This window comes from Micromonospora sp. NPDC049301 (assembly GCF_040678715.1).
GTDB lineage: Bacteria > Actinomycetota > Actinomycetes > Mycobacteriales > Micromonosporaceae > Micromonospora.
Genome location: NZ_JBFAQO010000002.1, coordinates 39,049 through 63,643 on the forward strand (window position 1 = coordinate 39,049; position 24,595 = coordinate 63,643).

22 protein-coding genes are annotated in these 24,595 nt (G+C 72.5%); 18 read left to right on the forward strand and 4 right to left on the reverse strand.

The annotated features are described in order from the left end of the window. Window positions 1-86: 86 nt before the first annotated feature. The 14 genes from infB to AB0K07_RS06440 all read left to right on the forward strand — a co-directional run bounded on the left by infB (window position 87) and on the right by AB0K07_RS06440 (window position 15,726). Window positions 87-3,095: a translation initiation factor IF-2 gene (infB, locus tag AB0K07_RS06375; protein WP_363751494.1), complete on the forward strand. Its 3,009-nt coding sequence runs from the start codon at window positions 87-89 to the stop codon at window positions 3,093-3,095. 90 nt (window positions 3,096-3,185) lie between these two features. Beyond that, window positions 3,186-3,482: a DUF503 domain-containing protein gene (locus AB0K07_RS06380; protein ID WP_363751495.1), complete on the forward strand. Its 297-nt coding sequence runs from the start codon at window positions 3,186-3,188 to the stop codon at window positions 3,480-3,482. A gap of 124 nt (window positions 3,483-3,606) precedes the next feature. Then, window positions 3,607-4,089, forward strand: coding sequence for a 30S ribosome-binding factor RbfA (gene rbfA, locus AB0K07_RS06385; RefSeq protein ID WP_363751496.1), 483 nt, complete (start codon window positions 3,607-3,609; stop codon window positions 4,087-4,089). After that, window positions 4,086-5,144: a bifunctional oligoribonuclease/PAP phosphatase NrnA gene (locus AB0K07_RS06390; RefSeq protein WP_363751498.1), complete on the forward strand. Its 1,059-nt coding sequence runs from the start codon at window positions 4,086-4,088 to the stop codon at window positions 5,142-5,144. The genes rbfA and AB0K07_RS06390 overlap by 4 nt, the downstream gene beginning before the upstream one ends. A gap of 136 nt (window positions 5,145-5,280) precedes the next feature. Next, window positions 5,281-5,688 (forward strand): hypothetical protein, encoded by a 408-nt coding sequence (locus AB0K07_RS06395; protein WP_363751499.1) that lies wholly within the window; start codon window positions 5,281-5,283, stop codon window positions 5,686-5,688. Next, window positions 5,688-5,897 (forward strand): DUF6186 family protein, encoded by a 210-nt coding sequence (locus AB0K07_RS06400; RefSeq protein WP_363752726.1) that lies wholly within the window; start codon window positions 5,688-5,690, stop codon window positions 5,895-5,897. Before AB0K07_RS06395 ends, AB0K07_RS06400 begins: the two co-directional genes overlap by 1 nt. Before the next feature lie 562 nt (window positions 5,898-6,459). Continuing rightward, on the forward strand, window positions 6,460-7,773 hold the full coding sequence (locus tag AB0K07_RS06405; RefSeq protein WP_363751501.1) for an MATE family efflux transporter: 1,314 nt from the start codon (window positions 6,460-6,462) through the stop codon (window positions 7,771-7,773). 55 nt (window positions 7,774-7,828) lie between these two features. Further along, window positions 7,829-8,713 (forward strand): tRNA pseudouridine(55) synthase TruB, encoded by an 885-nt coding sequence (truB, locus tag AB0K07_RS06410; RefSeq protein ID WP_363751503.1) that lies wholly within the window; start codon window positions 7,829-7,831, stop codon window positions 8,711-8,713. A gap of 120 nt (window positions 8,714-8,833) precedes the next feature. Next, the gene (locus AB0K07_RS06415) at window positions 8,834-9,763 is read left to right on the forward strand and encodes a bifunctional riboflavin kinase/FAD synthetase (protein WP_363751505.1); all 930 of its coding nucleotides are present in this window, start codon (window positions 8,834-8,836) and stop codon (window positions 9,761-9,763) included. A 199-nt stretch (window positions 9,764-9,962) separates the two neighbouring features. Next, window positions 9,963-10,232: a 30S ribosomal protein S15 gene (rpsO, locus tag AB0K07_RS06420; RefSeq protein ID WP_074317913.1), complete on the forward strand. Its 270-nt coding sequence runs from the start codon at window positions 9,963-9,965 to the stop codon at window positions 10,230-10,232. 227 nt (window positions 10,233-10,459) lie between these two features. Next, window positions 10,460-12,850: a polyribonucleotide nucleotidyltransferase gene (locus AB0K07_RS06425; protein ID WP_363751506.1), complete on the forward strand. Its 2,391-nt coding sequence runs from the start codon at window positions 10,460-10,462 to the stop codon at window positions 12,848-12,850. 47 nt (window positions 12,851-12,897) lie between these two features. Then, the gene (locus tag AB0K07_RS06430) at window positions 12,898-14,295 is read left to right on the forward strand and encodes a pitrilysin family protein (RefSeq protein WP_363751508.1); all 1,398 of its coding nucleotides are present in this window, start codon (window positions 12,898-12,900) and stop codon (window positions 14,293-14,295) included. Between the two features lie 118 nt (window positions 14,296-14,413). Then, complete coding sequence (gene dapB, locus AB0K07_RS06435; protein ID WP_363751510.1) at window positions 14,414-15,181, forward strand: 4-hydroxy-tetrahydrodipicolinate reductase; 768 nt, start codon at window positions 14,414-14,416, stop codon at window positions 15,179-15,181. A gap of 74 nt (window positions 15,182-15,255) precedes the next feature. After that, the gene (locus tag AB0K07_RS06440) at window positions 15,256-15,726 is read left to right on the forward strand and encodes a GNAT family N-acetyltransferase (protein ID WP_363751511.1); all 471 of its coding nucleotides are present in this window, start codon (window positions 15,256-15,258) and stop codon (window positions 15,724-15,726) included. A 78-nt stretch (window positions 15,727-15,804) separates the two neighbouring features. On the opposite strand, the gene AB0K07_RS06445 is transcribed toward AB0K07_RS06440, so the two are convergent. After that, on the reverse strand, window positions 15,805-17,910 hold the full coding sequence (locus AB0K07_RS06445) for a glycogen debranching N-terminal domain-containing protein (protein ID WP_363751512.1): 2,106 nt from the start codon (window positions 17,908-17,910) through the stop codon (window positions 15,805-15,807). Between the two features lie 145 nt (window positions 17,911-18,055). Here AB0K07_RS06445 and AB0K07_RS06450 point away from each other — a divergent pair, with 145 nt between their 5' ends. The 4 genes from AB0K07_RS06450 to AB0K07_RS06465 all read left to right on the forward strand — a co-directional run bounded on the left by AB0K07_RS06450 (window position 18,056) and on the right by AB0K07_RS06465 (window position 22,404). Continuing rightward, window positions 18,056-19,045, forward strand: a complete 990-nt coding sequence (locus AB0K07_RS06450; protein WP_363751514.1) for a LacI family DNA-binding transcriptional regulator — start codon at window positions 18,056-18,058, stop codon at window positions 19,043-19,045. A 26-nt stretch (window positions 19,046-19,071) separates the two neighbouring features. After that, the gene (locus AB0K07_RS06455) at window positions 19,072-20,322 is read left to right on the forward strand and encodes an extracellular solute-binding protein (protein ID WP_363751516.1); all 1,251 of its coding nucleotides are present in this window, start codon (window positions 19,072-19,074) and stop codon (window positions 20,320-20,322) included. A gap of 71 nt (window positions 20,323-20,393) precedes the next feature. After that, the gene (locus AB0K07_RS06460) at window positions 20,394-21,515 is read left to right on the forward strand and encodes a sugar ABC transporter permease (protein WP_363751517.1); all 1,122 of its coding nucleotides are present in this window, start codon (window positions 20,394-20,396) and stop codon (window positions 21,513-21,515) included. A 1-nt stretch (window position 21,516) separates the two neighbouring features. Further along, window positions 21,517-22,404, forward strand: coding sequence for a carbohydrate ABC transporter permease (locus AB0K07_RS06465; protein WP_363751518.1), 888 nt, complete (start codon window positions 21,517-21,519; stop codon window positions 22,402-22,404). Window positions 22,405-22,448: 44 nt separating this feature from the next. Here AB0K07_RS06465 and AB0K07_RS06470 read toward each other — a convergent pair whose 3' ends face one another. The 3 genes from AB0K07_RS06470 to AB0K07_RS06480 all read right to left on the reverse strand — a co-directional run bounded on the left by AB0K07_RS06470 (window position 22,449) and on the right by AB0K07_RS06480 (window position 24,565). Continuing rightward, window positions 22,449-22,829, reverse strand: coding sequence for a VOC family protein (locus AB0K07_RS06470; protein ID WP_363751519.1), 381 nt, complete (start codon window positions 22,827-22,829; stop codon window positions 22,449-22,451). A gap of 78 nt (window positions 22,830-22,907) precedes the next feature. Beyond that, on the reverse strand, window positions 22,908-23,882 hold the full coding sequence (locus tag AB0K07_RS06475; protein WP_363751520.1) for a sigma-70 family RNA polymerase sigma factor: 975 nt from the start codon (window positions 23,880-23,882) through the stop codon (window positions 22,908-22,910). An 83-nt stretch (window positions 23,883-23,965) separates the two neighbouring features. Beyond that, the gene (locus tag AB0K07_RS06480; RefSeq protein ID WP_363751521.1) at window positions 23,966-24,565 is read right to left on the reverse strand and encodes a GNAT family N-acetyltransferase; all 600 of its coding nucleotides are present in this window, start codon (window positions 24,563-24,565) and stop codon (window positions 23,966-23,968) included. Window positions 24,566-24,595: the final 30 nt, after the last annotated feature.

The window sequence follows — 24,595 nt, forward strand, 5'->3', positions numbered from 1 at the left end:
ATGAAGTCCCTGAAATGACCAGGCTTCAAGTGCACGAGTGAGGTCGCTGCGGGTGCTGCCCGCACGACCTCGGAGTGAGGAGTGCAGTGGCAGGCAAGGCCCGCGTACACGAGCTTGCAAAAGAGCTCGGGGTCGAGAGTAAGACCGTTCTCGCCAAGCTGAAGGAAATGGGCGAGTTCGTGAAGTCCGCGTCCAGCACCGTCGAGGCGCCCGTCGCCCGGCGGCTGCGTAACGCATTCGTCGCGTCCGCCGGTGCTCCGGCGCCGGCCGCCCCGTCGGCGCCCGCGCCGACGCCGGCTTCGACCCCGACGCCGTCCCCGACCCCGGGCGCGCCTCGGGTCTCGGCCAAGCCGATGCCGCCTCGGCGGCCGGCCGCGCCGGCCCCGGGTCCGAAGCCGAAGGGTCCGGTGCCCGCTGCGCCGCAGCCCGCGGCCCCGGCCCCGGTCGCCAAGCCGGCGAGTGCCCACGACATCGAGGTGGCGGCCGCGGAGGCGCGTGCCGCCGCGCTGAAGGCTGAGCAGGAGGCCGCGGTCAAGGCCGCGCAGGCCGCCCGCCAGCAGCAGCGGGACAACGTCCGCCGGGAGCCCCCGGCCGACGGCAACCGGCCCGGCCCCCGGCCGGGTCCCGCGGCGATGCCGCCCCGTCCCGGTTCGCCGGCCGCTCGTCCGAGCACGCCGGCTCCGGGTCCTGGTGCCCGCCCGGGCGGTCGCCCGCCGGCGCGCGGCGCCGGTAACAACCCGTTCGGCATCCAGGGTGGCCAGCAGCAGCGGCCGCCGGCCGCGGGTGCGGGTGGCCCCCGGCCCAGCCCGGCGGGCATGCCGCCGCGGCCGAGCCCGAACTCCATGCCGCCGCGGCCCAGCCCGGCGTCCATGCCGAGCCAGCGTCCGGCGACCGGTCGTCCCGGTCCCGGTGGCGCCGGTCGTCCCGGTGGCGGCGCAGGCCGTCCCGGTGGCGGTGGCGGCGGCTTCCGTGGCGGTCCCGGCGGTGGCGCCGGCGGCGGTGGCGGTTACCGCGGCGGCCCCGGTGGCGGCGCGGGTGCCGGCGGTGGCGGTGGCTACCGTGGCGGTCCCGGCGGCGGTGGCGGTGCTCCCGGTGGCGGTTTCCGTCCGGGTGCTCCGGCCGGTGGTGGCGGTCGTCCGGGTGCGGGCGGTCGTGGCCGTGGCGGTGGCGCCGCGGGTGCCTTCGGGCGTCCGGGTGGCCGGCCGACGCGCGGTCGCAAGTCCAAGAAGCAGCGCAGACAGGAGTTCGACAACCTGTCGGCTCCGACCATGAGCTCGGGTGCTCCCCGGGGTCAGGGTCAGGTCGTCCGGCTCTCCCGTGGCGCTTCGCTGTCGGACTTCGCCGACAAGATCAACGCCAACCCGGGTTCGCTGGTCCAGGAGATGTTCAACCTGGGCGAGATGGTCACCGCGACCCAGTCCTGTTCTGACGACACCCTGCAGCTGCTGGGTGAGCACCTGGGCTTCGACATCCAGATCGTCAGCCCGGAGGACGAGGACCGCGAGCTGCTCGCGCAGTTCAACATCGACCTCGACGCGGAGGTGGCCGAGGAGCGTCTGGTCAGCCGTGCGCCGGTCGTGACCGTCATGGGTCACGTCGACCACGGTAAGACCAAGCTGCTCGACGCGATCCGCAAGGCGAACGTCGTGGCCGGTGAGGCGGGTGGCATCACCCAGCACATCGGTGCCTACCAGGTCCACGTCCCGCATGAGGGCGAGGACCGGGCGGTGACCTTCATCGACACCCCGGGTCACGAGGCGTTCACCGCCATGCGTGCTCGTGGTGCCCAGGTGACGGACATCGTGATCCTGGTGGTCGCGGCCGACGACGGCGTGATGCCGCAGACGATCGAGGCGTTGAACCACGCCAAGGCGGCCGACGTGCCGATCGTGGTCGCGGTCAACAAGGTCGACAAGCCGGAGGCCAACCCGGACAAGGTCCGCCAGCAGCTGACCGAGTACGGCCTGGTCGCTGAGGAGTACGGCGGCGAGACCATGTTCGTCAACGTGGCCGCGAAGCCGGGCATCGGCATCGAGGAGCTGCTCGAGGCTGTCCTGCTGACCGCCGACGCGTCGCTGGAGCTGACCGCTCCGATCGACGGGCCGGCGCAGGGTGTGGCCATCGAGGCGCACCTGGACAAGGGCCGCGGTGCGGTGGCGACGGTGCTGGTGCAGAAGGGCACCCTGCGGGCGGGCGACTCGATCGTCGCCGGTGGGGCGCACGGCCGGGTCCGCGCCATGCTCGACGAGAACGGCAACCAGGTCGCCGAGGCCGGGCCGGCACGTCCGGTCATGGTCCTGGGTCTGACCGCGCCGCCCGGCGCTGGTGACACGTTCCTCGCCGCGGCGGACGACCGTACGGTGCGGCAGATCGCCGAGCAGCGCCAGGCGCGGCGGCGGGCGGCGGCATTCGCCAACTCCCGTGGTCGGGCCACCCTCGAGACGCTCATGGAGCAGCTCAAGGAGGGCGAGAAGACGTCGCTCAACCTCATCCTCAAGGGCGATGTCTCCGGTTCGGTGGAGGCCCTGGAGGACGCGCTGTTCAACCTCGACATTCCCGAGGAGGTCCAGCTCAAGGTCCTCGACCGGGGCGTCGGCGCGATCACCGAGAGCAACGTCATGCTCGCGAGCGCCTCGTCCGAGCCGGTCACGATCATCGGCTTCAACGTGCGGGCCTCGAACAAGGTCCGTGAGATGGCCGACCGCGAGGGCGTGGAGATCCGGTACTACACCGTCATCTACCAGGCCATCGAGGAGATCGAGGCTGCGCTCAAGGGCCTGCTCAAGCCGGAGTACGAGGAGGTCGAGCTGGGCAGCGCGGAGATTCGCGACGTCTTCCGCTCGTCCAAGATCGGCAACATCTCCGGTTGTATCGTCCGGTCGGGTGTCATCCGGCGCAACGCGAAGGCGCGCCTGCTTCGGGACGGGACGGTCGTGGCGGACAACCTCACGATCACCTCGCTGAAGCGGTTCAAGGACGACGCCACGGAGGTCCGCGAGGGCTTCGAGTGTGGTCTGACCCTGGGTGGTTACAACAACGTCCAGGTCGGCGACATCATCGAGACCTTCGAGATGCGGGAGAAGGTTCGCGCCTGATCCGGCGGTGACACGCTGATCAAGGGGTTTACGCCGCTCGGCGTAAACCCCTTGATCATGCGGGGCGGGTTGCCGGTATCGTCCGGGGCGATGTTCACCGGAAACGCGGTCTTCGACCTGCTGCTGCCGGGCGACTCACGGTCGCTCAAGGCAAAGAGATCATATGTACGGCCGATCGTGGCGGCGCTGCGCCGCTTCGAGGTGTCGGCCGCCGAGGTGGGAGCGCTCGACCTGCACGGTCGAGCCGAGATAGCGGTGGCCGTGGTGGCCGCCGAGGCGACGCATGTCCGTGAGGTGCTGGACTCCTGCGAGCGCATGGTGGCCGCTCGCCCCGAGGTCGAGTTGCTGTCGGTCCGCCGCCGGCTGTACGGCGTGGACGACGACTGACCGGGGTGCCGCTGTGCCGGGCAACCGCTCCGGCCGCGAATGTAGTGTCGAGATGTTGGCCGGTCGGCCGGCGACCCCCGGGTCGTCGGGCCGGCCGGGAGCAGGACGCCGTGGAGGTGGCGAGATGTCTGATCCGGCCAAGGTACGCCGGCACGCGGAACGGGTACGTGAGCTGGTCGCGTCGGTGGTGCGGAGCCAGATCAAGGACCCGCGGCTCGGCATGATCACCATCACCGACGCCCGGATCACCGCCGACCTGCGCGACGCCACGGTCTTCTACACGGTGCTCGGTGACGCGGTGGCCCAGGCGGACACCGCGGCGGCGCTGGAGAGCGCCAAGGGGCTGCTGCGCAGCACGGTCGGCAAGGCGCTCGGGCTGCGGCACTCGCCGACCCTCACGTTTGTCCTGGACGATGTCCAGGACCAGGTCAAGCACATCGACGACCTGCTCGCCGCGGCCCGCAACGCCGACGCCGAGGTGCAACGGCTCGCCGCCCGGGCGGAGTACGCGGGCGAGCCGCAGCCGTACCGGGTCGACGACGAGACGGATGAGGCCGACGAGGCCACCGACGCCGACGAGACCCCCCGGGGTGGGGAAGCGCGGTGACCGGCACCGCCGGTGTTCAACTCGCCACGGCGGTCGGCGCCGGCCCGGCCGAGGCGGACTGGGCCGCGGCCGAGGCGCTGGTGCGTGCTCTTCCGCCGACGGGCCGGGTGCTGCTGATCTGCCACGTCAACCCGGACGGCGACGCGCTGGGCAGCATGCTCGGCTTCGGCCTGGGCCTGCGCCAGCTCGGCGTACGCCAGCTACAGGCGACCTTCCCCGGGCCGCCGGAGGTGCCCGAGCCGTTCCGCGGGCTGCCCGGGCTGGACCTGCTGGTGCCGGCGAGCGCCGCGGACCCCGACCCGGACCTGGTGATCTGCTTCGACGCCGCGAGCGAGTCGCGCCTCGGTGAGCTGGCCGGGCGGTTGTCGTCCGCCCGCGCCGCGCTGGTGCTCGACCACCACGCCTCCAACACCGGCTTCGGCACGGTCAACCTGGTCGACCCGGCCGCCGCGGCGACGTCGGTGGTCGCCGAGCAGTTGCTGGCCCGGCTCGGCGTGGCGCTGGATCGGGCGATCGCGGAGTGCCTGTACGTGGCGCTGACCACGGACACCGGCTCGTTCCGGTTCGAGGCGACCACCCCGGCGGTGCACCACCTGGCCGCCCGCCTGCTGGCCACCGGCCTCTCACCCGGTGACATCTCCCGGCGGGTCTTCGACACCCGCCCGTTCGGCGCGGTCCGGCTCTTCGGCGAGGTGCTGGGCCGGGCGCGGCTGGAGCCGGCCGAGGCCGACGGTCGGGGGCTGGTGTGGACCTTCGCCACCCTGGACGACCTGGCCCGACACGACCAGCGGCCGTACGTGCTGGAGGCGTTGATCGACTCGGTGCGGTGCACGGCCGAGGCGGACGTGAGCTGCGTGCTGAAGCAGACCACGGCCGGCGATTGGGCCGTGTCGATGCGCAGCAAGGGCGCGGTCGACGTCAGCCGGGTGGCGGTCGCGTTGGGCGGTGGCGGCCACCGGTTCGCGGCCGGGTTCACCGGGCGGGGCACCGTCGAGCAGGTGGTCGAGGCGATCCGCGGCCAGCTGGACGCGGCGCTGATCCGTACCGGCGACTGACCGGGGAGCCCGCGCCGCCGGGTGTCGCACACGCGGTGCGCAGCCCGGCCACCACCTCCTGCCGAGCGGGAGATCAGGGGTAACTCCGGGGAGTGTTGGTCTTCCCGCGTTCGGTGAGACCGGGAAGAATTGCGGGATGGAGCAGCCGCACGACCTCACCGTGGAGGCCCCCCGCACCTGGGACCGGCCCGCCGTCTCCGTACCGGTCCTCGTCTGTCTGTCGCTCGTCGGTGGTCGGTTCGCGTCCTTCTCCACCGAGGCCAATCTGTACACCCTCGGCACCGGCGGGGTGCTGATCTGGCTCGGTCTGAGCAACCGGGTGCCCCGTCGCCCGGCCCCGCGCCGGTTGGGCGCGGGCGCGGCCTGGTGGGCGCTGCCGGTGGTGGTCTTCGGGGTCTTCGAAGGCGCCACCTTCGTGCTGGCGGTGGGTGACGACTTCCCCACCTTCTCCCGGCTGGCCGACCCCCTGCTGGAAGATCATTTGACCCGGTCGGCGGCCTGGTTCGCCTGGCTGGCCGCGTTCTGGGGGTTGGTGCGGCGATGATGCGGGTGCTCGCGATCGGCGGCTTCCTCACCGCGCTGGCCCTCTTCGGCGTGGTCGAGTGGTTGGCCCGCCGGGAGGGTTCCCGGATCCCCACCCTGGGCGAGGTCTGCGCGTACGTGATGCGCTACGAGGTCGGCCCGGTGCCGGTGGGCCGGATCGGTCTGTTCGGCTTCTGGTGGTGGCTGGGCTGGCACTTCCTGGCCCGCTGAACCAGGTACCGGTCTGTCCAGATGGCGGGAACCATGGGCAGCATGTGGACCTGAACGATAGCTTGGGAGACGGCCGGCGCCGCGTTGCGGTGCAGGTCGTGGGCGGTGGTGCCACACCTCGCGCCGCCTCCCTCCAGGGTCGGACCGACCCGGGCTCACGCCGCCCGGCCGGCTGCTCCGGTAACCCCGGGCTGCCGTGGGCGCGCTCAGCACGACCGCCCGTGAGGGCCGCCGCGTGTCGGTGGCTCGCACCCTGGAAGGAGCGCCACCATGCCGAACAAGCCCAAGCCGGAGACCACCGACGACGCCCGCGAGCAGGCCCGCCGCGCGCTGCAGACCTCGATGGACACCCGCCAGTGATCCGACCCGGCCGGCGGTGACGCCGCCGACGTCCTCCGTCGACCGCGTCACCGCCCGACCGCGTCCCGCGTCGGCACCGCCACGCCGGGCCGCGTCCACCTCCTGCTTTCTCGCCCCTCGTCCGGATAACCTCCTCGGCCGCTGCCGGTAAGTGCTGGGCACCCTTGCGATCCTTACCGACCCCGTGACAGGATCGCCGGCGATGGACACCAGCACGCTCGCCGCGTCCCCCCGACGGATCGCCGGCCTCGCCCTGCCCGCCCTCGTGGTGCTCGCCGCCGAGCCGCTCTACGTCCTCGTCGACACGGCCGTGGTCGGTCACCTGGGCCGGGTGCCGCTCGCCGCGCTCGCCATCGGCGGCACGGTGATGACGCTCACCGCGTGGCTCGGCACCGTGGTCGCGTACGGCACCACCGGCCGCTCGGCCCGTCGCTTCGGTGCCGGCGACCGGGCCGCCGCGGTCGCCGAGGGCGTCCAGTCGTCGTGGCTGGCGTTCGGCGTCGGGCTGCTCGTCGCCATCGGCATGCAGATCGGCGGGGGCGCGCTGGCCCGTACCCTCGCCGGAGGTGGTGGGGAGGTGGCCGACGCCGCCGCGCAGTGGCTGCGGATCGCGGCGCTCGGCGCCCCCGGCCTGCTGCTCGCCGCCGCCGGCAACGGCTGGCTGCGCGGTGTGCAGGACACCCGCCGCCCGCTGGCCTTCGTACTCGGCCCCAACCTGCTCTCCGCGCTGCTCTGCCCGCTGCTGGTCTATCCCGGCGGTCTCGGCCTGATCGGTTCGGCGGTGGCCAACGCGGTCGCGCAGACGCTCTCCGGGGTGCTCTTCGCCGCGGCCCTGGTCGGCGAGCGGGTGTCGCTGCGCCCCCGGCCGCGGCTGATCCGCCAGCAGTTGGCGCTCAGCAGGGACCTGCTGATCCGGGGTCTGGCGTTCCAGGCCAGCTTCCTCTCCGCGACCGCGGTCGCCGCCCGCTTCGGCGCCGCCGCCGTCGGCGCCCACCAGATCGCGCTCCAGCTCTGGTTCTTCACCGCGCTGGTGCTCGACGCGCTGGCCATCGCCGCGCAGTCCCTGGTGGGCGCCGCGCTCGGAGCCGGCGACGACGCGGGCGCCCGGGCGCTGGCCCGCCGGATCGGGCTGCTCGGCGGCGTCTGCGGCGTCGCCTTCGCGCTGCTGATCGCCGCCGGCGCCGGCGTGGTGCCGTCGTGGTTCAGCTCCGACCCGGAGGTACGCGAGCAGGCCATGGTGGCCTGGCCGTGGTTCGTCGCCATGCAGCCGCTGGCCGGGGTGGTGTTCGCGCTCGACGGGGTGCTGATCGGCGCCGGCGACGTGCGTTACCTGCGCAACCTCACCATCGTGGCCGCGCTCGGCGGCTTCCTGCCGGCCATCTGGCTGGCGTACGGGCTCAACCTCGGGCTGGGCGGCATCTGGGCCGGGCTCACCCTGTTCGTGGTGATCCGGCTGGTCGCCCTGCTGCTGCGGCTGCGCAGCGGCGGCTGGGCCGTCGTCGGCGCGGTCCGCTGAGGCGGGGCCCGCCCACACACGTCGGCGTCGGGGGCGTCTGGCAGGCTTGGGCGACGTGAGCACCGATGGTCTGATCGTGGTCGACAAATCCGGCGGCATGACGTCGCACGACGTGGTGGCGCGGATCCGCCGACTGGCGAAGACCCGCCGGGTCGGGCACGGCGGCACCCTCGACCCGATGGCCACCGGCGTGCTGGTGATCGGCGTGGGGCGGGCCACCCGGCTGCTGACCTACGTGATCGGCGCGAGCAAGAGCTACACCGGCACCATCCGGCTCGGTCAGGCCACCGTCACCGACGACGCCGAGGGCGACGTGATCGCCACCACCCCGGCCGGTCAGGTCACCGACGACGCGATCCGGGCCGCGCTGACCGGGTTGACCGGGGAGGTCGACCAGGTGCCGAGCGCGGTCAGCGCCATCAAGATCGACGGGCAGCGGGCGTACAAGCGGGTGCGTGACGGGGAGAGCGTCGAGCTGCCCGCGCGGCGGGTCACCATCTCCCGCCTGGAGGTCCTGGCGATCCGCCGTACCGAGCCGGACGTGGTGGACGTGGACATCGACGTGACCTGCTCCTCCGGCACGTACATCCGGGCCATCGCCCGGGACGCGGGCCTGGCGCTCGGGGTCGGTGGGCACCTGACCGCGCTGCGCCGGACCGCGGTGGGTGGCTTCACCCTCGCCGAGGCGGCGACGCTCGACGAGCTGGAGCAGCGCGCCCCCGACGTGGTCAACCTGCCGCTCGACGCGGCCGCCGACCGGTTCTTTCCGCGCCGGGAGGCCACGCCCGACGAGGCGCGGGTGCTCGCCCACGGTGGGCCGCTGGACCCGGCCGGCCTTGCCGGACCGTACGCCGTCTTCGGGCCGGCCGGCGGCCTGATCGCTATCGTCAGCGAGCGGGACGGGCGGGCCCGCGCGGAGATCGTGCTCGCCCCGGCCTGACGGTGGGGGCTGGTGCGCCCCGGTAGCGTCGGCGGCGCGGATCCACCGGGCGAGTGTCAACGAGGGCCCTTCCTGAGCGCGAGGCGTCGGGAGGGGGCCCTTCCTTCGGGGAGGAGCGGTATGCAGCGGTGGCGGGGGTACGACGCGGCGCCCGGGGGGTGGGGCCGTTCGGTCGTCACCATCGGCGTCTTCGACGGCGTGCACAAGGGGCACCAGGCGACCATCGGGCACGCCGTGGCCCGGGCCCGGGAGCTGGGCGTGCAGTCGGTCGTGGTCACGTTCGACCCGCACCCGGCCGAGGTGGTCCGCCCCGGCTCGCATCCGGCGGTGCTCACCGAGCCGGCCCGCAAGGCTGAGCTGATCGAGGCGCTCGGCGTGGACGTGCTCTGCGTGGTGCCGTTCACCCCGGAGTTCTCCCGGCTGCCCGCCGAGCAGTTCGTGCACGACGTCCTGGTCGAGCACCTGCACGCGGCGCTGGTGGTGGTCGGCAGCAACTTCCGTTTCGGGCACCGGGCGGCCGGCGACGTCGCGCTGCTGGAGCGGCTGGGTCAGACCTTCGGCTTCGCCGTGGAGGGCGGCCCGCTGGTCGCCGAGGCGGGCACCGTCTTCTCCTCGACGTACATCCGCTCCTGCGTCGACGCGGGCGACGTGGGCGCGGCGGCGGCCGCGCTGGGCCGCCCGCACCGGCTGGAGGGTGTGGTGGTCCGCGGTGACCAGCGGGGGCGGGAGCTGGGCTTCCCCACCGCCAACCTGCTCTGCCACCGGTACGCGGCGGTGCCCGCAGACGGCGTGTACGCGGCCCGGCTGATCCGCCGCGGGCAGCGCGAGCCGCTGATGGCGGCGGTGTCGGTGGGCACCAACCCGACCTTCTCCGGCCGGGAGCGGCGGGTCGAGGCGTACGCCCTGGACTTTGACGGCGACCTCTACGGCGAGCGGCTGGCCCTGGACTTCGTGGCGCACCTGCGGGGGCAGATCCGGTACGACTCGATCGAGCCGTTGATCGCCCAGATGGAACAGGACGTCGAACGCACCCGGCGCGCTCTGGGCTGATCGCCCCGGGCGGCGCGGCCTCCGCCGAGGCCCTTGACCGGTTGTTGCCGGCCGGTGCTGGTAGTCTTGCGGAAACGTCGGGTGACCGGCGTGGGGCCTCGCGTGCCTGCTCGACGCCGCGGGTGCGAGGTACCGGTCCGTTCCCGGTTCATCAGGACGACGGACACCCACTTGATCAACCCACTGAAACAGGGAGAACATGGCGCTCGACCAGGAAGCCAAGGCCACGATCCGCGCGGAGTACGCGACCGCCGAGGGCGACACCGGTTCGCCGGAGGTGCAGGTCGCGGTCCTCACCAAGCGGATCGCTGAGCTGACCGAGCACCTGAAGGTGCACAAGCACGACCACCACAGCCGCCGTGGGCTGCTGCTGCTGGTCGGCCGGCGCCGTCGGCTGCTCAACTACGTCCAGAAGAAGGACATTGCCCGCTACCGGTCGCTCATCGAGCGGCTCGGCCTGCGCCGGTGACGTGACGGGGGAGTGGCCGACCGGCCGCTCCCCCGATCGGCGTCCCACCTGAAGAACACGGGCCGCGCGACCACCCGACAAGGGAGCCGGTCAGCGTACCGGTCTCCGGTAGTGGCCCCCGGGAATCCCGGCATCATGCCGGCCACCCGGGCGCTTCGATCGAAGACCGGCCGGCTGAGCAGTTCCCCGTGTCGTGGGGCCCACGACGCGAAGGAGCACGACAGCACATGACCGAGACCAACCTCGGCACCGAATCCCGCACCGCCGTGATCGACAACGGGTCCTTCGGCACCCGCGAGATCACCTTCTCCACCGGTCGGCTGGCTCGCCAGGCCGCCGGTTCCGTCGTCGCCCAGCTGGGCGAGACGGTCGTTCTCTCCGCCACCACCGCCGGTAAGCACCCGAAGGAGCAGTTCGACTTCTTCCCGCTGACCGTCGACGTCGAGGAGCGGATGTACGCCGCGGGCCGGATCCCCGGCTCGTTCTTCCGTCGTGAGGGCCGGCCCAGCGAGGACGCGATCCTCACCTGCCGGCTGATCGACCGGCCGCTGCGCCCGTCGTTCGTCAAGGGCCTGCGCAACGAGGTCCAGGTCGTCGAGACCGTCCTCGCGCTCGACCCGCAGCACCCGTACGACGTGGTGGCCATCAACGCCGCCTCGATGTCGACCAAGCTCTCCGGCCTGCCGTTCTCCGGCCCGATCGGTGCGACCCGTGTCGCCCACATCGACGGCCAGTGGGTCGCGTTCCCGACCCTGGAGGAGCTGGCCCGGGCCACCTTCGACATGGTCGTGGCCGGCCGCACGCTCGACGACGGCGACGTCGCGATCATGATGGTCGAGGCCGAGGCCACGCCGAACGCCGTCGCCCTCATCTCGGCCGGTGCCACCGCCCCGACCGAGGAGATCGTCGCCAGCGGCCTGGAGGCCGCCAAGCCGGCGATCCGTGAGCTGTGCCGCGCGCAGAGCGAGCTGGCCGAGGTCGCCGCCAAGCCGGTCACCGAGTTCCCGGTCTTCCTGGACTACCAGGACGACGTCTACGACGCGGTCGCCGACCTGGCCCGCGCCGAGGTGGCCGAGGCGATCACCATCGCCGGCAAGGCCGACCGCGAGGAGGCCCTGGACCGGGTCAAGGCCCGGGTCGCCGAGGAGCTGGGCGCCCGGTTCGAGGGTCGGGAGAAGGAGCTCAGCGCCGCCTTCCGCTCGCTGACCAAGTCCGAGGTGCGCAACCGCGTGCTGCGCGAGCAGGTCCGCATGGACGGGCGTGGCCCGCGCGACATCCGGTCGCTGACCGCCGAGGTCGGCGTGCTGCCCCGGGTGCACGGTTCTGCGCTGTTCGAGCGGGGCGAGACCCAGATCCTGGGCGTCACCACGCTGAACATGCTCCGCATGGAGCAGATGGTGGACACGCTGTCCCCCGAGAACCGCAAGCGCTACATGCACAACTACAACTTCCCGCCGTACTCGACCGGTGAGACCGGCCGGGTCGGCTCGCCGAAGCGTCGCGAGATCGGCCACGGCGCCCTCGCCGAGCGTGCACTGATCCCGGTGCTGCCGTCGCGCGAGGAGTTCCCGTACGCCATCCGGCAGGTGTCCGAGGCGCTCGGCTCCAACGGTTCCACCTCGATGGGCTCGGTCTGCGCGTCGACGCTGGGCCTGCTCTCCGCGGGTGTCCCGCTGAAGGCGCCGGTCGCCGGCATCGCGATGGGGCTCATCTCCGACGAGGTGGACGGCAAGACCCAGTACGTGACGCTGACCGACATCCTCGGTGCCGAGGACGCGTTCGGTGACATGGACTTCAAGGTCGCCGGCACTCCGGAGTTCGTCACCGCGCTCCAGCTCGACACCAAGCTCAACGGCATCCCGTCGGACGTGCTGGCCGCCGCGCTGCAGCAGGCGAACGAGGCCCGGCAGATCATCCTCGGGGTCATGAAGGCCGCGATCGAGGCTCCGGCCGAGATGTCGGACTACGCGCCGCGGGTCACCACCGTCAAGATCCCGGTGGACAAGATCGGCATGGTGATCGGCCCGAAGGGGCAGACCATCAACGCGATCCAGGACGAGACCGGCGCCGAGATCTCCATCGAGGACGACGGCACGATCTACGTCGGCGCCACCAACGGCCCGTCGGCACAGGCGGCGGTGGACCGGATCAACGGGATCGCCAACCCGACCCTGCCCAAGCAGGGCGAGCGGTTCCTCGGCACGGTGGTCAAGACCGCCGCGTTCGGGGCGTTCATCTCGCTGCTGCCGGGCCGTGACGGCCTGCTGCACATCTCCAAGGTGGGCGACGGCAAGCGGGTCGAGCGTGTTGAGGACTTCCTCAACGTCGGCGACCGGGTCGAGGTCGAGATCGCGGACATCGACGCCCGCGGCAAGATCTACCTGGACAAGGTCCGTCCGGAGGGCGCCGAGGCGCCGGCCGCCGGTGAGGCCGCCGGTGGCGACCGGCCGGCCAGCCGGGACCGGGGCGACCGGGGCCCGCGTGACCGGGGTGACCGTGAGCGTGGCGGCGACCGGGGTGGCCGTGGCCCCGAGCGCGGCGACCGTGGCGAGGGCGGCGGCGGCGGCGAGGGTGGCGAGGGCGGCGAGCGTCCGCGCCGCCGGACCCGGCACAGCTGACCGTCACACATCGCATCACCCACCCCTCGTCGATCTGGGAGCAGTACGTGAGTCGGGCCTTCAGTGCGCCGTTTCCGCCGGATCGACGGGGGGTGGCCGCGTCCCGGGACACCGGGGCGGGCCGCTCCGGCGGCACCGCCCGGGCGGTGACCCGCACGCTCAGCGACGATCCGTTGGGCGGCACGGTACGTCGTACCGTGCTGCCCAGCGGCCTGCGCGTGCTCACCGAGGCGATCCCGGCGATGCGCAGCGTCTCCTTCGGCATCTGGGTGTCGGTGGGCTCGCGGGACGAGACCGGCCCGCAGGCCGGCGCCGCGCACTTCCTGGAGCACCTGCTCTTCAAGGGCACCCACAAGCGCACCGCCCTGGAGATCTCCTCGCAGATCGAGGCGGTGGGCGGCGAGACCAACGCCTTCACCACGAAGGAATACACCTGCTACTACGCCCGCGTGCTGGACGAGGACCTGCCGCTGGCGATCGACGTGATGTGCGACCTGGTCGCCGACTCGCTGCTGGAACCGGCGGACGTGGAGACCGAGCGCGGCGTGATCCTTGAAGAGATCGCCATGCACGACGACGAGCCCGGTGACGAGGTGCACGACCTCTTCGCCCGCGCCGTCTACGGTGACCACCCGCTGGGCCGACTGATCTCCGGCACCGAGGAGACCGTCACGCCGATGACCCGGCGGCAGATTCAGAGCTTCTACCGGCGTCGGTACACCGCGCCGCAGATCGTCATCGCCGCCGCCGGCAACCTCGACCACGCCGCGGTGGTCAAGCTGGTCCGCCAGGCGGTGCGCGGCACCCCGCTGGACAGCGACCCGGCGACCCCGGCGCCGCACCGCGCGGCGACCCCGGCGGTACGCACCAAGCCGGCGACCACCCTGGTGGAGCCGAAGGAGACCGAGCAGGCGCACGTCATCCTCGGCTGCCCCGGCATCGACCGCCTCGACGAGCGGCGCTTCGCCCTGGGTGTGCTCAACAACGTGCTCGGCGGCGGCATGTCCAGCCGGCTGTTCCAGGAGATCCGCGAGCAGCGCGGGCTGGCGTACTCGGTCTACTCCTACGCCAGCCAGTACGCCGACAGCGGCCTGTTCGCCGTCTACGCCGGCTGCGCGCCGGGCAAGGTGGACGAGGTGCTGGCACTGACCCGCGCGGAGCTGGCCCGGGTGGCCGCCGACGGGTTGACCGAGGCCGAGGTGGCCCGGGGCAAGGGGATGAGCAAGGGCTCGTTCGTGCTCGGCCTGGAGGACACCGGCTCCCGGATGAGCCGGCTGGCCAAGGGGGAGCTGCTCTACGGCGACCTGATGCCGGTGGACGAGCTGCTCCGTCGGGTCGACGAGGTCACCGCGGCGGACGTGAACGCACTCGCCGCGGAGCTGCTCGGCCGGCCGATGTCGCTGGCCGTGGTCGGCCCGTTCGGCGCCAACGACTTCGCCGACTGACGGCGGCCGCGCACGGGCGGGCAGGCGGTCCCGCCGCTGGCCGGACCACGTCCCGAACAATGGTGCGGTCCCGGATCCCGCCGGGGGTCCGCGTCCCGATTGGGATAGGTTGTGCCCCGTGACTGACGAGCAGGAGAGAAGCCCGAACGAACCGCTGCGGGTCGGCGTCCTGGGTGCCCGGGGCCGAATGGGCATCGAGGTGTGCAAGGCCGTCGACGCCGCCGCCGACCTCGCCCTGGTGGCGTCGATCGACCAGGGTGACAGCCGCTCCGCCGTCTCCGACGCCGAGGTGGTCGTCGACTTCACCACGCCGGACGTCGTCATGGACAACCTCCAGTGGTGCATCGAGCAGGGCATCAACGCGGTGGTCGGCACCACGGGCTTCACCGAGCAGCGGCTGGAGCAGGTGCGCGGCTGGCTGGCCGGCAAGCCGGGGGTGGGCGTGGTCATCGCCCCGAACTTCGGCATCGGCGCGGTGCTGATGATGCAGTTCGCCGCGCGGGCCGCCCGGCACTTCGAGTCCGTCGAGATCATCGAGCAGCACCACCCGCGCAAGCTGGACGCCCCGAGCGGCACGGCCACGCACACCGCCCGGCAGATCGCCCAGGCCCGGGCCGAGGCCGGCCTCGGCCCGGTGCCGGACGCCACCAGGGACGAGGTGCCGGGCGCGCGGGGCGCCGAGATCGACGGGGTACGCGTGCACGCCGTGCGCGCCACCGGGCTCGTCGCCCACCAGGAGGTGCTGTTCGGCACCACCGGCGAGACGTTGACCATCCGGCACGACTCGTACGATCGGGCGTCGTTCATGCCGGGTGTGCTGTTGGCCGTACGCGCGGTGCGCAACCGCCCCGGTCTCACCGTCGGCCTGGACGCCCTGCTCGACTGACCCGGCCGGGGTGGGTGGCCGGAGTGGGCGGAAACCTGGTCGCGGGTGGGTCGGGCCGGTCCTAGGCTGCCGCCATGATCGATGGTGGACACCTGGACCGGGCCGGACGCCGGGTCACCCTGCGCCCGGTGGACGACGACAACTGGCGGGCGGTGGCCGACGTGGCCCCGCGCGACGACCAGCGGCGTTTCGTGGCCGCGCTGGGCGCCCGCTACCTGCTGCTCAGCATCCACTCCGAGGTCTGGACCTCGCTGGCCGTGTACGCCGACGAGACCGTCGTCGGCCACGTCATGTGGGGCGTGGACGACGACGGCTCGCACTGGATCGGCGGGATGCTGATCGACGCCACCGAGCAGAACCGGGGCGTGGGCCGAGCCACGGTGCAGACCCTGGCCGCTTGGCTGGCAGCCAGGGACGGCAACCCCCCGGTCCGCCTCTCGTACCACCCCGACAACACCCAAGCCGCCGCCCTCTACACGGCCCTCGGCTTCCACCCGACAGGCGCCACGAACGACGAAGAACTGACAGCCGAACAAACCCGCTGATCCCACCCGACCCCGGGTCCTCCGTGATCATGAGGTTGACGGGCGGTCGGAAGATCGAACAGCCCGCCAACCTCATGATCAACGCCGGGTTGCGGTGGGGTGGCGTTGGGTGGGGACTGTCGGGGTCTGGGTCAGGGGGGCGGGGAGGTTGCTGATGGTGGGGTGGCCGCTCCGGTCGACCGAGATGTCCACTGAGGCGCCGGCCAGGCGGAACCCGCTGACCGCGAGCGCGCCGAGCTCGGCTCCGGCCAGCGGCGCCAGCCGGACGGTGCCACCCGGCACGTCGGGGTAGAGCCCGGTGGCGGCCTGGAGCAGCAGCACCGCGCTGGCCGCGGCCCAGGCCTGCGGCCGGCACGCCGCCGGGTACGGCACCGGGCGGTTCACCAGTGACCGGTCGTCGCCGCCGTACAGCTCGGGCAGCCGGTAGTCGAACCCCTCGGCCGCGGCGAGCAACCCTTCGGCCAGGCCGAGCGCGGCGTCCCGGTGCCCGGCCCGGGCCAGCCCGGCCAGCACGATGGCGGTGTCGTGCGTCCAGATCGAACCGCAGTGGTACGACAGCGGGCTGAAGCCCGCGTCGTCGGTGGCCATGGTGCGCAGCCCGAAGCCGCCGGCCAGCGTGTCCGTGGTGAGCAGACGTGCGACCTGGTCCTCCTCGTCACCGGTGAGCAGGCCGGTGCCGAGCAGGTGACCGATGTTGCTGGTCAGCGAGTCGACGGGCCGCTTGTCCCGGTCGAGGGCCAGCGCGGGCTGCGGGCCGTACCGGCCGTCGACCCAGAAGCGGTCCCGGAACCGGCGGGCCAGCGCGGCGGCGTGCTCCCGCCAGCGGTCCGCTCCCGGACGGCCGAAGGCGTCCAGCAGGGCGGCGCCGTTCACGGCCGCCTCGTGCGCGTACCCCTGCACCTCGGCCAGCACGATCGGCGCGGTGGCCAGCGAGCCGTCGTGGAACCGGACGGCGTCGCCGGAGTCCTTCCAGCCCTGGTTGGACAGCCCGTGCCCGGTCGTGTCGATGTACTCGACGAGCCCGTCGCCGTCCGGGTCGGCGTGCTCGCCGAGCCAGCGCAGCGCCGCTTCCAGGGACGGCAGCAGCGGCTCGATCTGCTCGGCCGGCAGGCCCCAGCGCCAGGCGTCGTGCAGCAGGTTGACCCAGAGCATGGTGGCGTCGACGGTGCCGTAGTACGCCGGCGGAAGGCGCAGGCCGTTGTCAGGCAGGGCGAACGCGTGCCGGCGCAGCTCGTGCAGGATCTTGCCGGGGGCCTCGCCGGTGGCCGGGTCGACCCGGGTGCCCTGCCGCCGCGCGAGCACCCGCAGGGTGCCGGCGGCCAGGTCGGTGCCGAGCGGCAGCATCATCCGGGCGGCCCAGAGGCTGTCCCGGCCGAACAGGGTGAGGAACCAGGGCACCCCGGCGCCGAGGAACACGTCCCCGGGTGCGCCGGTCTCGGCCAGTCGGAGGCCGCGCAGGTCGTCCAGGCTGCGGTGGAGCAGCCGGACCAGCCGCCGGTCGTCCGCGGTCACCTCGGGGCGGGACCAGTCCGGCTCGCCGGCCGGGCCGACCACCACGGCACGCGGATCCTCGACGGTCAGGTGCCAGCGCAGCACCGTCTCGCCGCCGGGCGGCAGGTCGACCGGCCAGGCCAGCCGGGGCGTGGTGACCCGCTCGGCGGAGGCGAGCACGTCGGCGCCTGCGCCGGTGACGGTGACCGTGATCCCCTCTGCCGACCAGGTGATGACGCCGGGCTGGCCGGTCTTCGCTTCCAGCGGTGCCGCAGCGCCGCCGGACTTGACCACCTCGATGGGCGCCAGGTCGCAGCCGAGGTCGATGCTGACGGTGGCGCGGACCGCGACGGTGGCGGTGGAGACGACCCGCAGCTCCTCGGTGAGGCCGTTGCGGGTGGCCCGGCGCAGCCGGTCGACTCGCACGGTGGGGTCGGGCACGGGGTCGCCGAGCCAGCGCGCCAGGCTCACGAAGCGGGCGCCGTGCGGGCCGTCGTCACCGCGGGTCAACCCTTCCAGCTCGCGGTCGTCGACCCGTAGCTCGGCCCGGGACAGCACCCTGGCGTCGGCGTGGAAGACGCCCTGGACGCCGGTCGGGCGGATCTGCCCGGTCGCGTCCCCCAGTGCGCTGGTCGGGGCGAGGACCACCCCCACCAATTCGTGCAGGAGGGGTTGCAGCTGGCGTTCGATCACGGTGTGGCTCCAGATCCTCAGGGTGTGGGGCGGACGTCTTGACAACGCGCCCCTGGCGGTGCAAAGTGCGAAACATTCCAGAAACTTGAACGATCTAATCCTGCCTTATCCAGATTGGATCGTTCAAGATGGCGAGAGGGATTTAGTGGCCGAAAAGGTGACCATCGCGACGGTGGCCCGGCACGCCCGAGTGAGCCGCCAGACGGTGTCCAACGTGCTCAACGCCCCGCACATCGTGCGGGAGGAGACCCGGCTGCGGGTCCAGGACGCGATCAGCGCCCTCGGCTACCGCGCCAACCAGGCCGCGCGACAGATGCGCACCGGCCGGTCCCGGCTGATCGCCGCCCGCATCGAGCCGACCCGCGACGGCATCAACGGCTCCGTGCTCGACCGCTTCCTGCACGGCCTCACCGAGACCGCCGACGCCGCCGGCTACCGGGTGCTGCTCTACACCGCCACCGACGACGAGCGGGAGATCGCCACGTACGGCGACCTGCTCGGCACGTACGAGCTGGACGCGTTCGTGCTGGTCGGCACGAAGTACGGCGACCCGCGTACCGCCTGGCTCGCCGGCCGGGACGTGCCGTTCGTGACCTTCGGCCGGCCGTGGGACGCGCTCGACGCCCACCCCTGGGTGGACGTCGACGGCGCCGCCGGCACGGCCCAGGCCACCCGGCACCTGCTGGCCGCCGGCCACCGGCAGATCGCGTTCATCGGATGGCCACTCGGCTCCGGTGTGGGCGACGACCGCCGGGCCGGCTGGGGTGAGGCGCTGCGCGCCGCCGGCGTCGACCCGACGGGGATGCACCGGGAGACCGAGGACGGCATCGCCGAGGGCGAGCGGCTGATGCGCGACCTGCTCGTCACCGTGGCGCCGACCGCCGTGGTCTGCGCCAGCGACTCGCTCGCCCTCGGCGCCCTCCAGGCGCTCCGCGGCATCCACCCGCCCGTGTCGGTGATCGGCTTCGACGACACGCCGGTGGCCGCCGCCGTCGGGCTGGCCAGCGTCAGCCAACCGCTCGGTGAGGCCGCCGCCCGCTGCGTGGACCTGCTCACCGGGGTCCTCGACGGCAACCACGAGACCCCCACCCACGTGCTGCTCCAGCCCGCGCTGGCGCTCCGGCACACCGCGTAGTCCCTTCCCCCCACCAGGAGAAACCCATGGCACCTCGAACCCTCACCCGGGCGGCGGTGGCCGGCCTCGCCGCCGTCGCCCTCCTCGGCTCCGCGGCCTGCGGCAGTGGCTTCGACGACTCCTCCGGCGACGCCACCCAGTCCAGTGGCCCGGCCAGCCTCCAGATCCTGATCGGCTCCTCCGGCGACGCCGAGACCAAGGCCGTCCAGGACGCGGCGGCGAAGTGGGCCGGCAGCTCCGGCAACACCGCCACGGTCACCCCGGCACAGGACCTCACGCAGCAGCTCGGCCAGGCGCTGGCCGGCGGCACCCCGCCGGACGTGTTCTACGTGGACGCTGCCCGGTTCGCCGACTACGCCAGCGTCGGCGCCCTCGAGCCGTACGGCGACAAGGTCAGCAACACGAGCGACTTCTACGAGAGCCTGCGCACCGCGTTCACCTACGACGGCAAGCTCTACTGCGCGCCCAAGGACTTCTCGACCCTGGCCCTGCAGATCAACACGGACCTGTGGACGAAGGCCGGGCTGACCGACGCCGACGTGCCGACCACCTGGGACCAGCTCACCGCGACCGCCCAGAAGATCAAGGCCAAGGGGCAGGTCCCGCTGGCGCTCGGTGACACCCGCGACCGGATCGGCGCCTTCATGGTGCAGAACGGTGGCTGGCTGATGAGCAAGGACGGCAAGCAGGCCACCGCCGACACCCCGGAGAACCTGGCCGCCCTCCAGTACGTCAAGACCATGCTGACCACGGGCCTCGCCAAGTACCCGAAGCAGCTCGACGCCGGCTGGTCCGGCGAGGCGTTCGGCAAGGGCAAGGCCGTGATGACCATCGAGGGCAACTGGATCAAGGGAGCCCTGCAGAACGACTTCCCGAACGTCAAGTACAAGGTCGTCCCGCTGCCGGCCGGCGCTAAGGGCCAGGGCACACTCTCCTTCACCCAGTGCTGGGGCATCGCGGCGAAGAGCAAGTACAAGGACCAGGCGACCAAGTTCGTCGAGGCGATGACCAGTGGTGAGCAGCAGATGGCGTTCGCCAAGGCGTTCGGCGTGATGCCGTCCCGGCAGTCGGTGCGCGACCAGTACACCAGCGCCTTCCCGGCGGACAAGCCGTTCATCGACGGTGCCGCGTACGCCCAGGGCCCGGTGAACGCCCCGAAGATGGACAGCGTCCTCTCCGACCTGGACACCAGCCTGCAGGGCCTGGCCAACGGCGACCCGAAGACGGTGCTGCAGAACTTCGACAAGAACGCCAAGGCGGCGCTCGGCGCCAGCTGAGGTGACGGCGGGGGCCCGGGTGGCAGCGGGCCCCCGCCGCACCGTCGGCTCGAGACAGGGAGGGAGGGGAGATGGCAACCGAAACACTGAGCGCCGTGGCGACCGCATCCGGCAGGAGTCCCCGCCGAGGCCGGGGCGGCATCCGCAGCAACGAGACCGTCGCCGGCTGGCTCTTCGTCGCGCCGGTGATCGTCATCCTGGGGCTGTTCATGCTGCTGCCGATCCTGATGGCGCTCTGGGTCAGCCTGACCGACTGGAACGGCCAGGGCAGCCCCTTCACCGGCGACGTGCCGCTCGTCGGCGCGCACAACTACACCCAGTTGTTCACCGAGGACGGGCTGGCCCGCCGCGACTTCATGACCAGCATCCGCAACAACATCTACTACGTGGCGATCGTGGTGCCGGCGCAGACCCTGCTCGCGCTCGGGCTGGCGCTGGTCGTCAACAACCGGATGCTCAAGGGCAAGAGCTTCTTCCGCAGCGCCTTCTACTTCCCCTCGGTCACCAGCTCGGTGGCGATCAGCGTGGTGTTCCTGTTCCTGTTCGCCAACTCCGGCGCGGTCAACGCGCTGCTCAGCATCCTCGGCATCGACGGACCGGAGTGGTTCGCCGACTCACGGGGCGTGCTGCACCTGCTGTTCGGCGCGGTCGGCGTCGACTCGCCCCCGGCGGCGCTGACCGACGGCGGCCCGTTCGGGCTGAGCTGGTGGGACTGGTTGGCCGGCCCGAGCGTGGCGATGATGTCGATCATCACGCTGGTGGTCTGGACCACCTCCGGCACCTTCATGCTGATGTTCCTGGCCGGCCTCCAGAACGTGCCGGTGGCGCTGGACGAGGCGAGCACCCTCGACGGCGCGTCCCGGTGGCAGCGGTTCCGGCACGTCACCCTGCCGCTGATCAGGCCGACCACCTTCCTGGTGCTCACCCTCGGCCTGATCGGCTCCTGGCAGGTCTTCGACCAGGTGTACGTGATGAGCTCGGGAGACCCGGCCAAGACCACGCTCACCCCGGCCTACCTGTCGTACCGGACCGCCTTCCGGGACTTCGACTACGGCTCCGGAGCGGCGATCTCCTTCGTGCTGTTCCTGATCATCATCGTGCTCACGCTGATCCAGCGCCGGGTCCTGGCCGAGCGGGACACCGACCGTCCGCGACGCGGTTGGCGGCGTCGGCGCGTACCGGAGAGGTCCTGAGATGGCCGTGCTCACCGACCGTCCGCCGGCGGCGCCCCCGCGGCGCGACCAGCGCGCCGCCCGCACCCTGGCCACCCGCTTCCTGGGGTACGCGACGCTGATCTTCTTCGGGCTGGTGTTCCTCTACCCGTTCGTCATCCAGCTCGGCAACTCGCTCAAGACCGAGCCCGACGCGTCGGCCAACCCGCTCTCGCCGTTCCCCGACCCGCTCACGCTGTCCGGCTTCGAGCGGATCTTCGCCGGCACCAACTTCCCGCTCTGGCTCGGCAACTCGCTGCTGGTGACGGTGCTCGTCACCCTGGGCCGGGTGTTCTTCGACTCGCTCGCCGGGTACGCGCTGGCCCGGCTGCGGTTCCGGGGTCGGGGCGGGCTTTTCGCCGCCATCGTGGCGGTGCTGGCGGTGCCCGGGGTGGTGCTGCTGATCCCGAAGTTCCTGGTGCTCAACCAGCTCGGCCTCTACAACAGCTACGCCGGTCTGGTGGTGCCGCTGCTGGCCGACGCGGCGGGCGTGTTCATCATGAAGCAGTTCTTCGAGTCGATCCCGTTGAGCGTGGAGGAGGCCGCCCGGATCGACGGGGCGAGCATCTTCCGCACCTTCTGGTCGGTGGTGCTGCCGATGGCCAGACCGGCGCTGATCACCCTGACCATCCTGTCGTTCCAGAGCTCCTGGAACGAGTTCCCGCACAGCCTCGTGTCGGTGCAGGACCCGGACCTGTTCACCCTGCCCCGTGGCCTGGCCGACCTGGTCAGCGGCTCGCTTGGCAAGGGCACCCAGTATCCGCTCAAGCTGGGTGCCGCGTTGCTGGCCACCATCCCCGTCGCGATCATCTTCGTGGTGTTCCAGCGGTACTTCGTTCGGGACGCCAACGACGGCTCGGACAAGGGCTGACCCGACCGGTGTGGCGGCCCCGACGGGCGGAGCCGCCACACCGGTCAGCCCTGCTGGAGGACGGACAGGATGTTGCCGGCCGGGTCGGTGAACCAGGCGATCGCGGGCCCCTGCCCGCGCATGACGCCCTTCTCGTCCTGTGGCATCCCGTCGTAGCGGGCGAACCGCACCCCGCGCGCGATCAGCTCGTCGACCGCCCGGTCGATGTCGTCGACCGGAAAGTTGAGCACCGTGTACGTCGCGGGGACGTGGTCGTCCTTGGGATAGACCAGGATGGGCCGGTCCCCGGCGATGTGCAGGGTCAGCAGACCGCCCATCGCGTCGTCCCGGGTGACCCGCAGGCCGAGCGTCTCGCCGTAGAACCGTTCGGCGCGGCCGGTGTCGTCCACCGAGAACGCGCTGAACGCCTTGGTGTCTGTGAACACGGTGATCTCCTCGTTGTCGGCGTACGAGGGGTGGACGATGTCGCCGGCCGGAACTCATCGCCCGACCGGCCCGGACGGTCAGGGGTCGAGACGGGCGGGCAGGCCGAAGCGCGGAAAGAGCCCCGGGTCGAGGTAGTGGGTGAGACGGGTGATCCGGCCACCGGCGACGTCCAGCAGCTGGATCGAGAACGGCCGGTGCCCACCCGCCGGGTCGGGCCGGTACTGGGCGAAGGCGGGGCCGCCGTTGGCCGCCACCCGGACGAGCCGGGAACCGCGGCAGGCCGCCCCCGGCCCGACCAGCCAACGGCCGATGTCGCCCGGACCGCGCAGCCACATCCGGTACGGCGGCATGGTCTGGACGGCGTCGGCGCGCAGCAGGCCCACCAGGGCGTCGACGTCGTAGCGCTCGAAGAGCTGCACATAGCGGTCGAGCAGGTCACGGTGTGCCCGATCGAGTGGCTGGCCCGGAGCGTCACCGACCCGGTCGGCCAGCGTGGCCCGAGCTCGTTGCAGCGCGCTGTTGACCGCGGGCACGGTGGTGTCGAGCAGGCCGGAGACCTCATCGGCGCGCCAGCGCAGCACGTCCCGCAGGATCAGCACCGCGCGTTGCCGGGCCGGCAGGTGCTGGAGTGCGGCCACGAACGCCAACCGGACCGACTCCCGCACCACGGCCAGCTCGGCCGGATCGGTCGCCGTCGGCAGCACCGACGCGTCCGGAGCGGGCCCCACCCAGCCGGTCTCCGGCTCGCCCAGCGCCGCCGCCACCGGCGGCGAGGGGTCACCGAGGTCCACCGGAAGGGCGAGCCGGCGGCGACCACGCAGCAGGTCCAGGCAGACGTTGGTGGCGATCCGGTAGAGCCAGGTGCGCGGGCTGGACCGGCCGTCGAAGCCGTCCCACCCGCGCCAGGCCCGCAGCAGCGTCTCCTGCACCGCGTCCTCGGCGTCGAACAGCGAGCCGAGCATCCGGTAGCAGTAGCCGGTCAGCTCGACCCGGAACTCCTCCAGCCGGCCGTCCGCGGTCGGCGCCGTCACCGGCGCGGTCGCTGCGCTCATGAGGCCGACGGTAGGCGACCGGTCCGACATCGGCACCCGCGACGGCCCGGAAGCGCCGAGCTGTTACCTGGCGGGTGCGGGCGTCAGTCGCCGGGCTGGTCGTCGTCGGCCGGCACCTTCTCGGCCGGAACGCCCACGTGCAGGCGCACCTGCGGCACCAGCATGTCGTCGACGTCCAGCGCGCGGGCCGCGCCGTCGGGCTCCCAGCCGGTGCTGGTGAGGAACGTCCGGGTCGCCTCGTCGCCCTCGAACGCCCAGGCCACCGCCCGGGTCAGACCGTCCTCGCGCCACAGGTCGACGGCGGCGGCGAGCAGCCGGCTGCCGTGCCCACGCCGACCCCAGCGCGGCTCGACCAGCAGGTCGGTCACGGCGGCGACGTCCGGGCCGAGCGCGTCGGCCGGCTCGCCCGGCGCCAGCGCCTCCGAGTCGGCCGGCCCGGAGGCGACGAACCCCACCAGATACGATTGCTCGGCCTGTTCGACGGCGACCAGCACCCGGTGCGCGCCCGAGGGCGGCTCCTGCACCGCGGCGCTCCACCGCCGGGCGAGGAACGCCTCGTCCAGGTTGTCGAGCACGTGCCGAGGCAGGATCCGGCGGTACGCGACCCGCCAGGTCGCGAGCTGAATGCGTGCGATCTCGCCGGCGTCCTCGGGACGCGCCGGGCGGACGTACCCGAGAGCCATGGGACGGAAGCCTACGCAGGGCCAGGGAGG

Bases quoted from the DNA above. Each gene is read 5' to 3' on its own strand.
- AB0K07_RS06405 (WP_363751501.1), top strand. From the start codon at position 6,460: ATGGACACCAGCACGCTCGCCGCGTCCCCCCGACGGATCGCCGGCCTC.
- AB0K07_RS06480 (WP_363751521.1), bottom strand. From the start codon at position 24,565: ATGGCTCTCGGGTACGTCCGCCCGGCGCGTCCCGAGGACGCCGGCGAG.
- rbfA (WP_363751496.1), top strand. From the start codon at position 3,607: ATGTCTGATCCGGCCAAGGTACGCCGGCACGCGGAACGGGTACGTGAG.
- AB0K07_RS06465 (WP_363751518.1), top strand. From the start codon at position 21,517: ATGGCCGTGCTCACCGACCGTCCGCCGGCGGCGCCCCCGCGGCGCGAC.
- AB0K07_RS06400 (WP_363752726.1), top strand. From the start codon at position 5,688: ATGCGGGTGCTCGCGATCGGCGGCTTCCTCACCGCGCTGGCCCTCTTC.
- AB0K07_RS06425 (WP_363751506.1), top strand. From the start codon at position 10,460: ATGACCGAGACCAACCTCGGCACCGAATCCCGCACCGCCGTGATCGAC.
- AB0K07_RS06415 (WP_363751505.1), top strand. From the start codon at position 8,834: ATGCAGCGGTGGCGGGGGTACGACGCGGCGCCCGGGGGGTGGGGCCGT.
- AB0K07_RS06380 (WP_363751495.1), top strand. From the start codon at position 3,186: ATGTTCACCGGAAACGCGGTCTTCGACCTGCTGCTGCCGGGCGACTCA.
- AB0K07_RS06460 (WP_363751517.1), top strand. From the start codon at position 20,394: ATGGCAACCGAAACACTGAGCGCCGTGGCGACCGCATCCGGCAGGAGT.
- rpsO (WP_074317913.1), top strand. From the start codon at position 9,963: ATGGCGCTCGACCAGGAAGCCAAGGCCACGATCCGCGCGGAGTACGCG.
- AB0K07_RS06455 (WP_363751516.1), top strand. From the start codon at position 19,072: ATGGCACCTCGAACCCTCACCCGGGCGGCGGTGGCCGGCCTCGCCGCC.
- AB0K07_RS06440 (WP_363751511.1), top strand. From the start codon at position 15,256: ATGATCGATGGTGGACACCTGGACCGGGCCGGACGCCGGGTCACCCTG.
- AB0K07_RS06475 (WP_363751520.1), bottom strand. From the start codon at position 23,882: ATGAGCGCAGCGACCGCGCCGGTGACGGCGCCGACCGCGGACGGCCGG.
- AB0K07_RS06395 (WP_363751499.1), top strand. From the start codon at position 5,281: ATGGAGCAGCCGCACGACCTCACCGTGGAGGCCCCCCGCACCTGGGAC.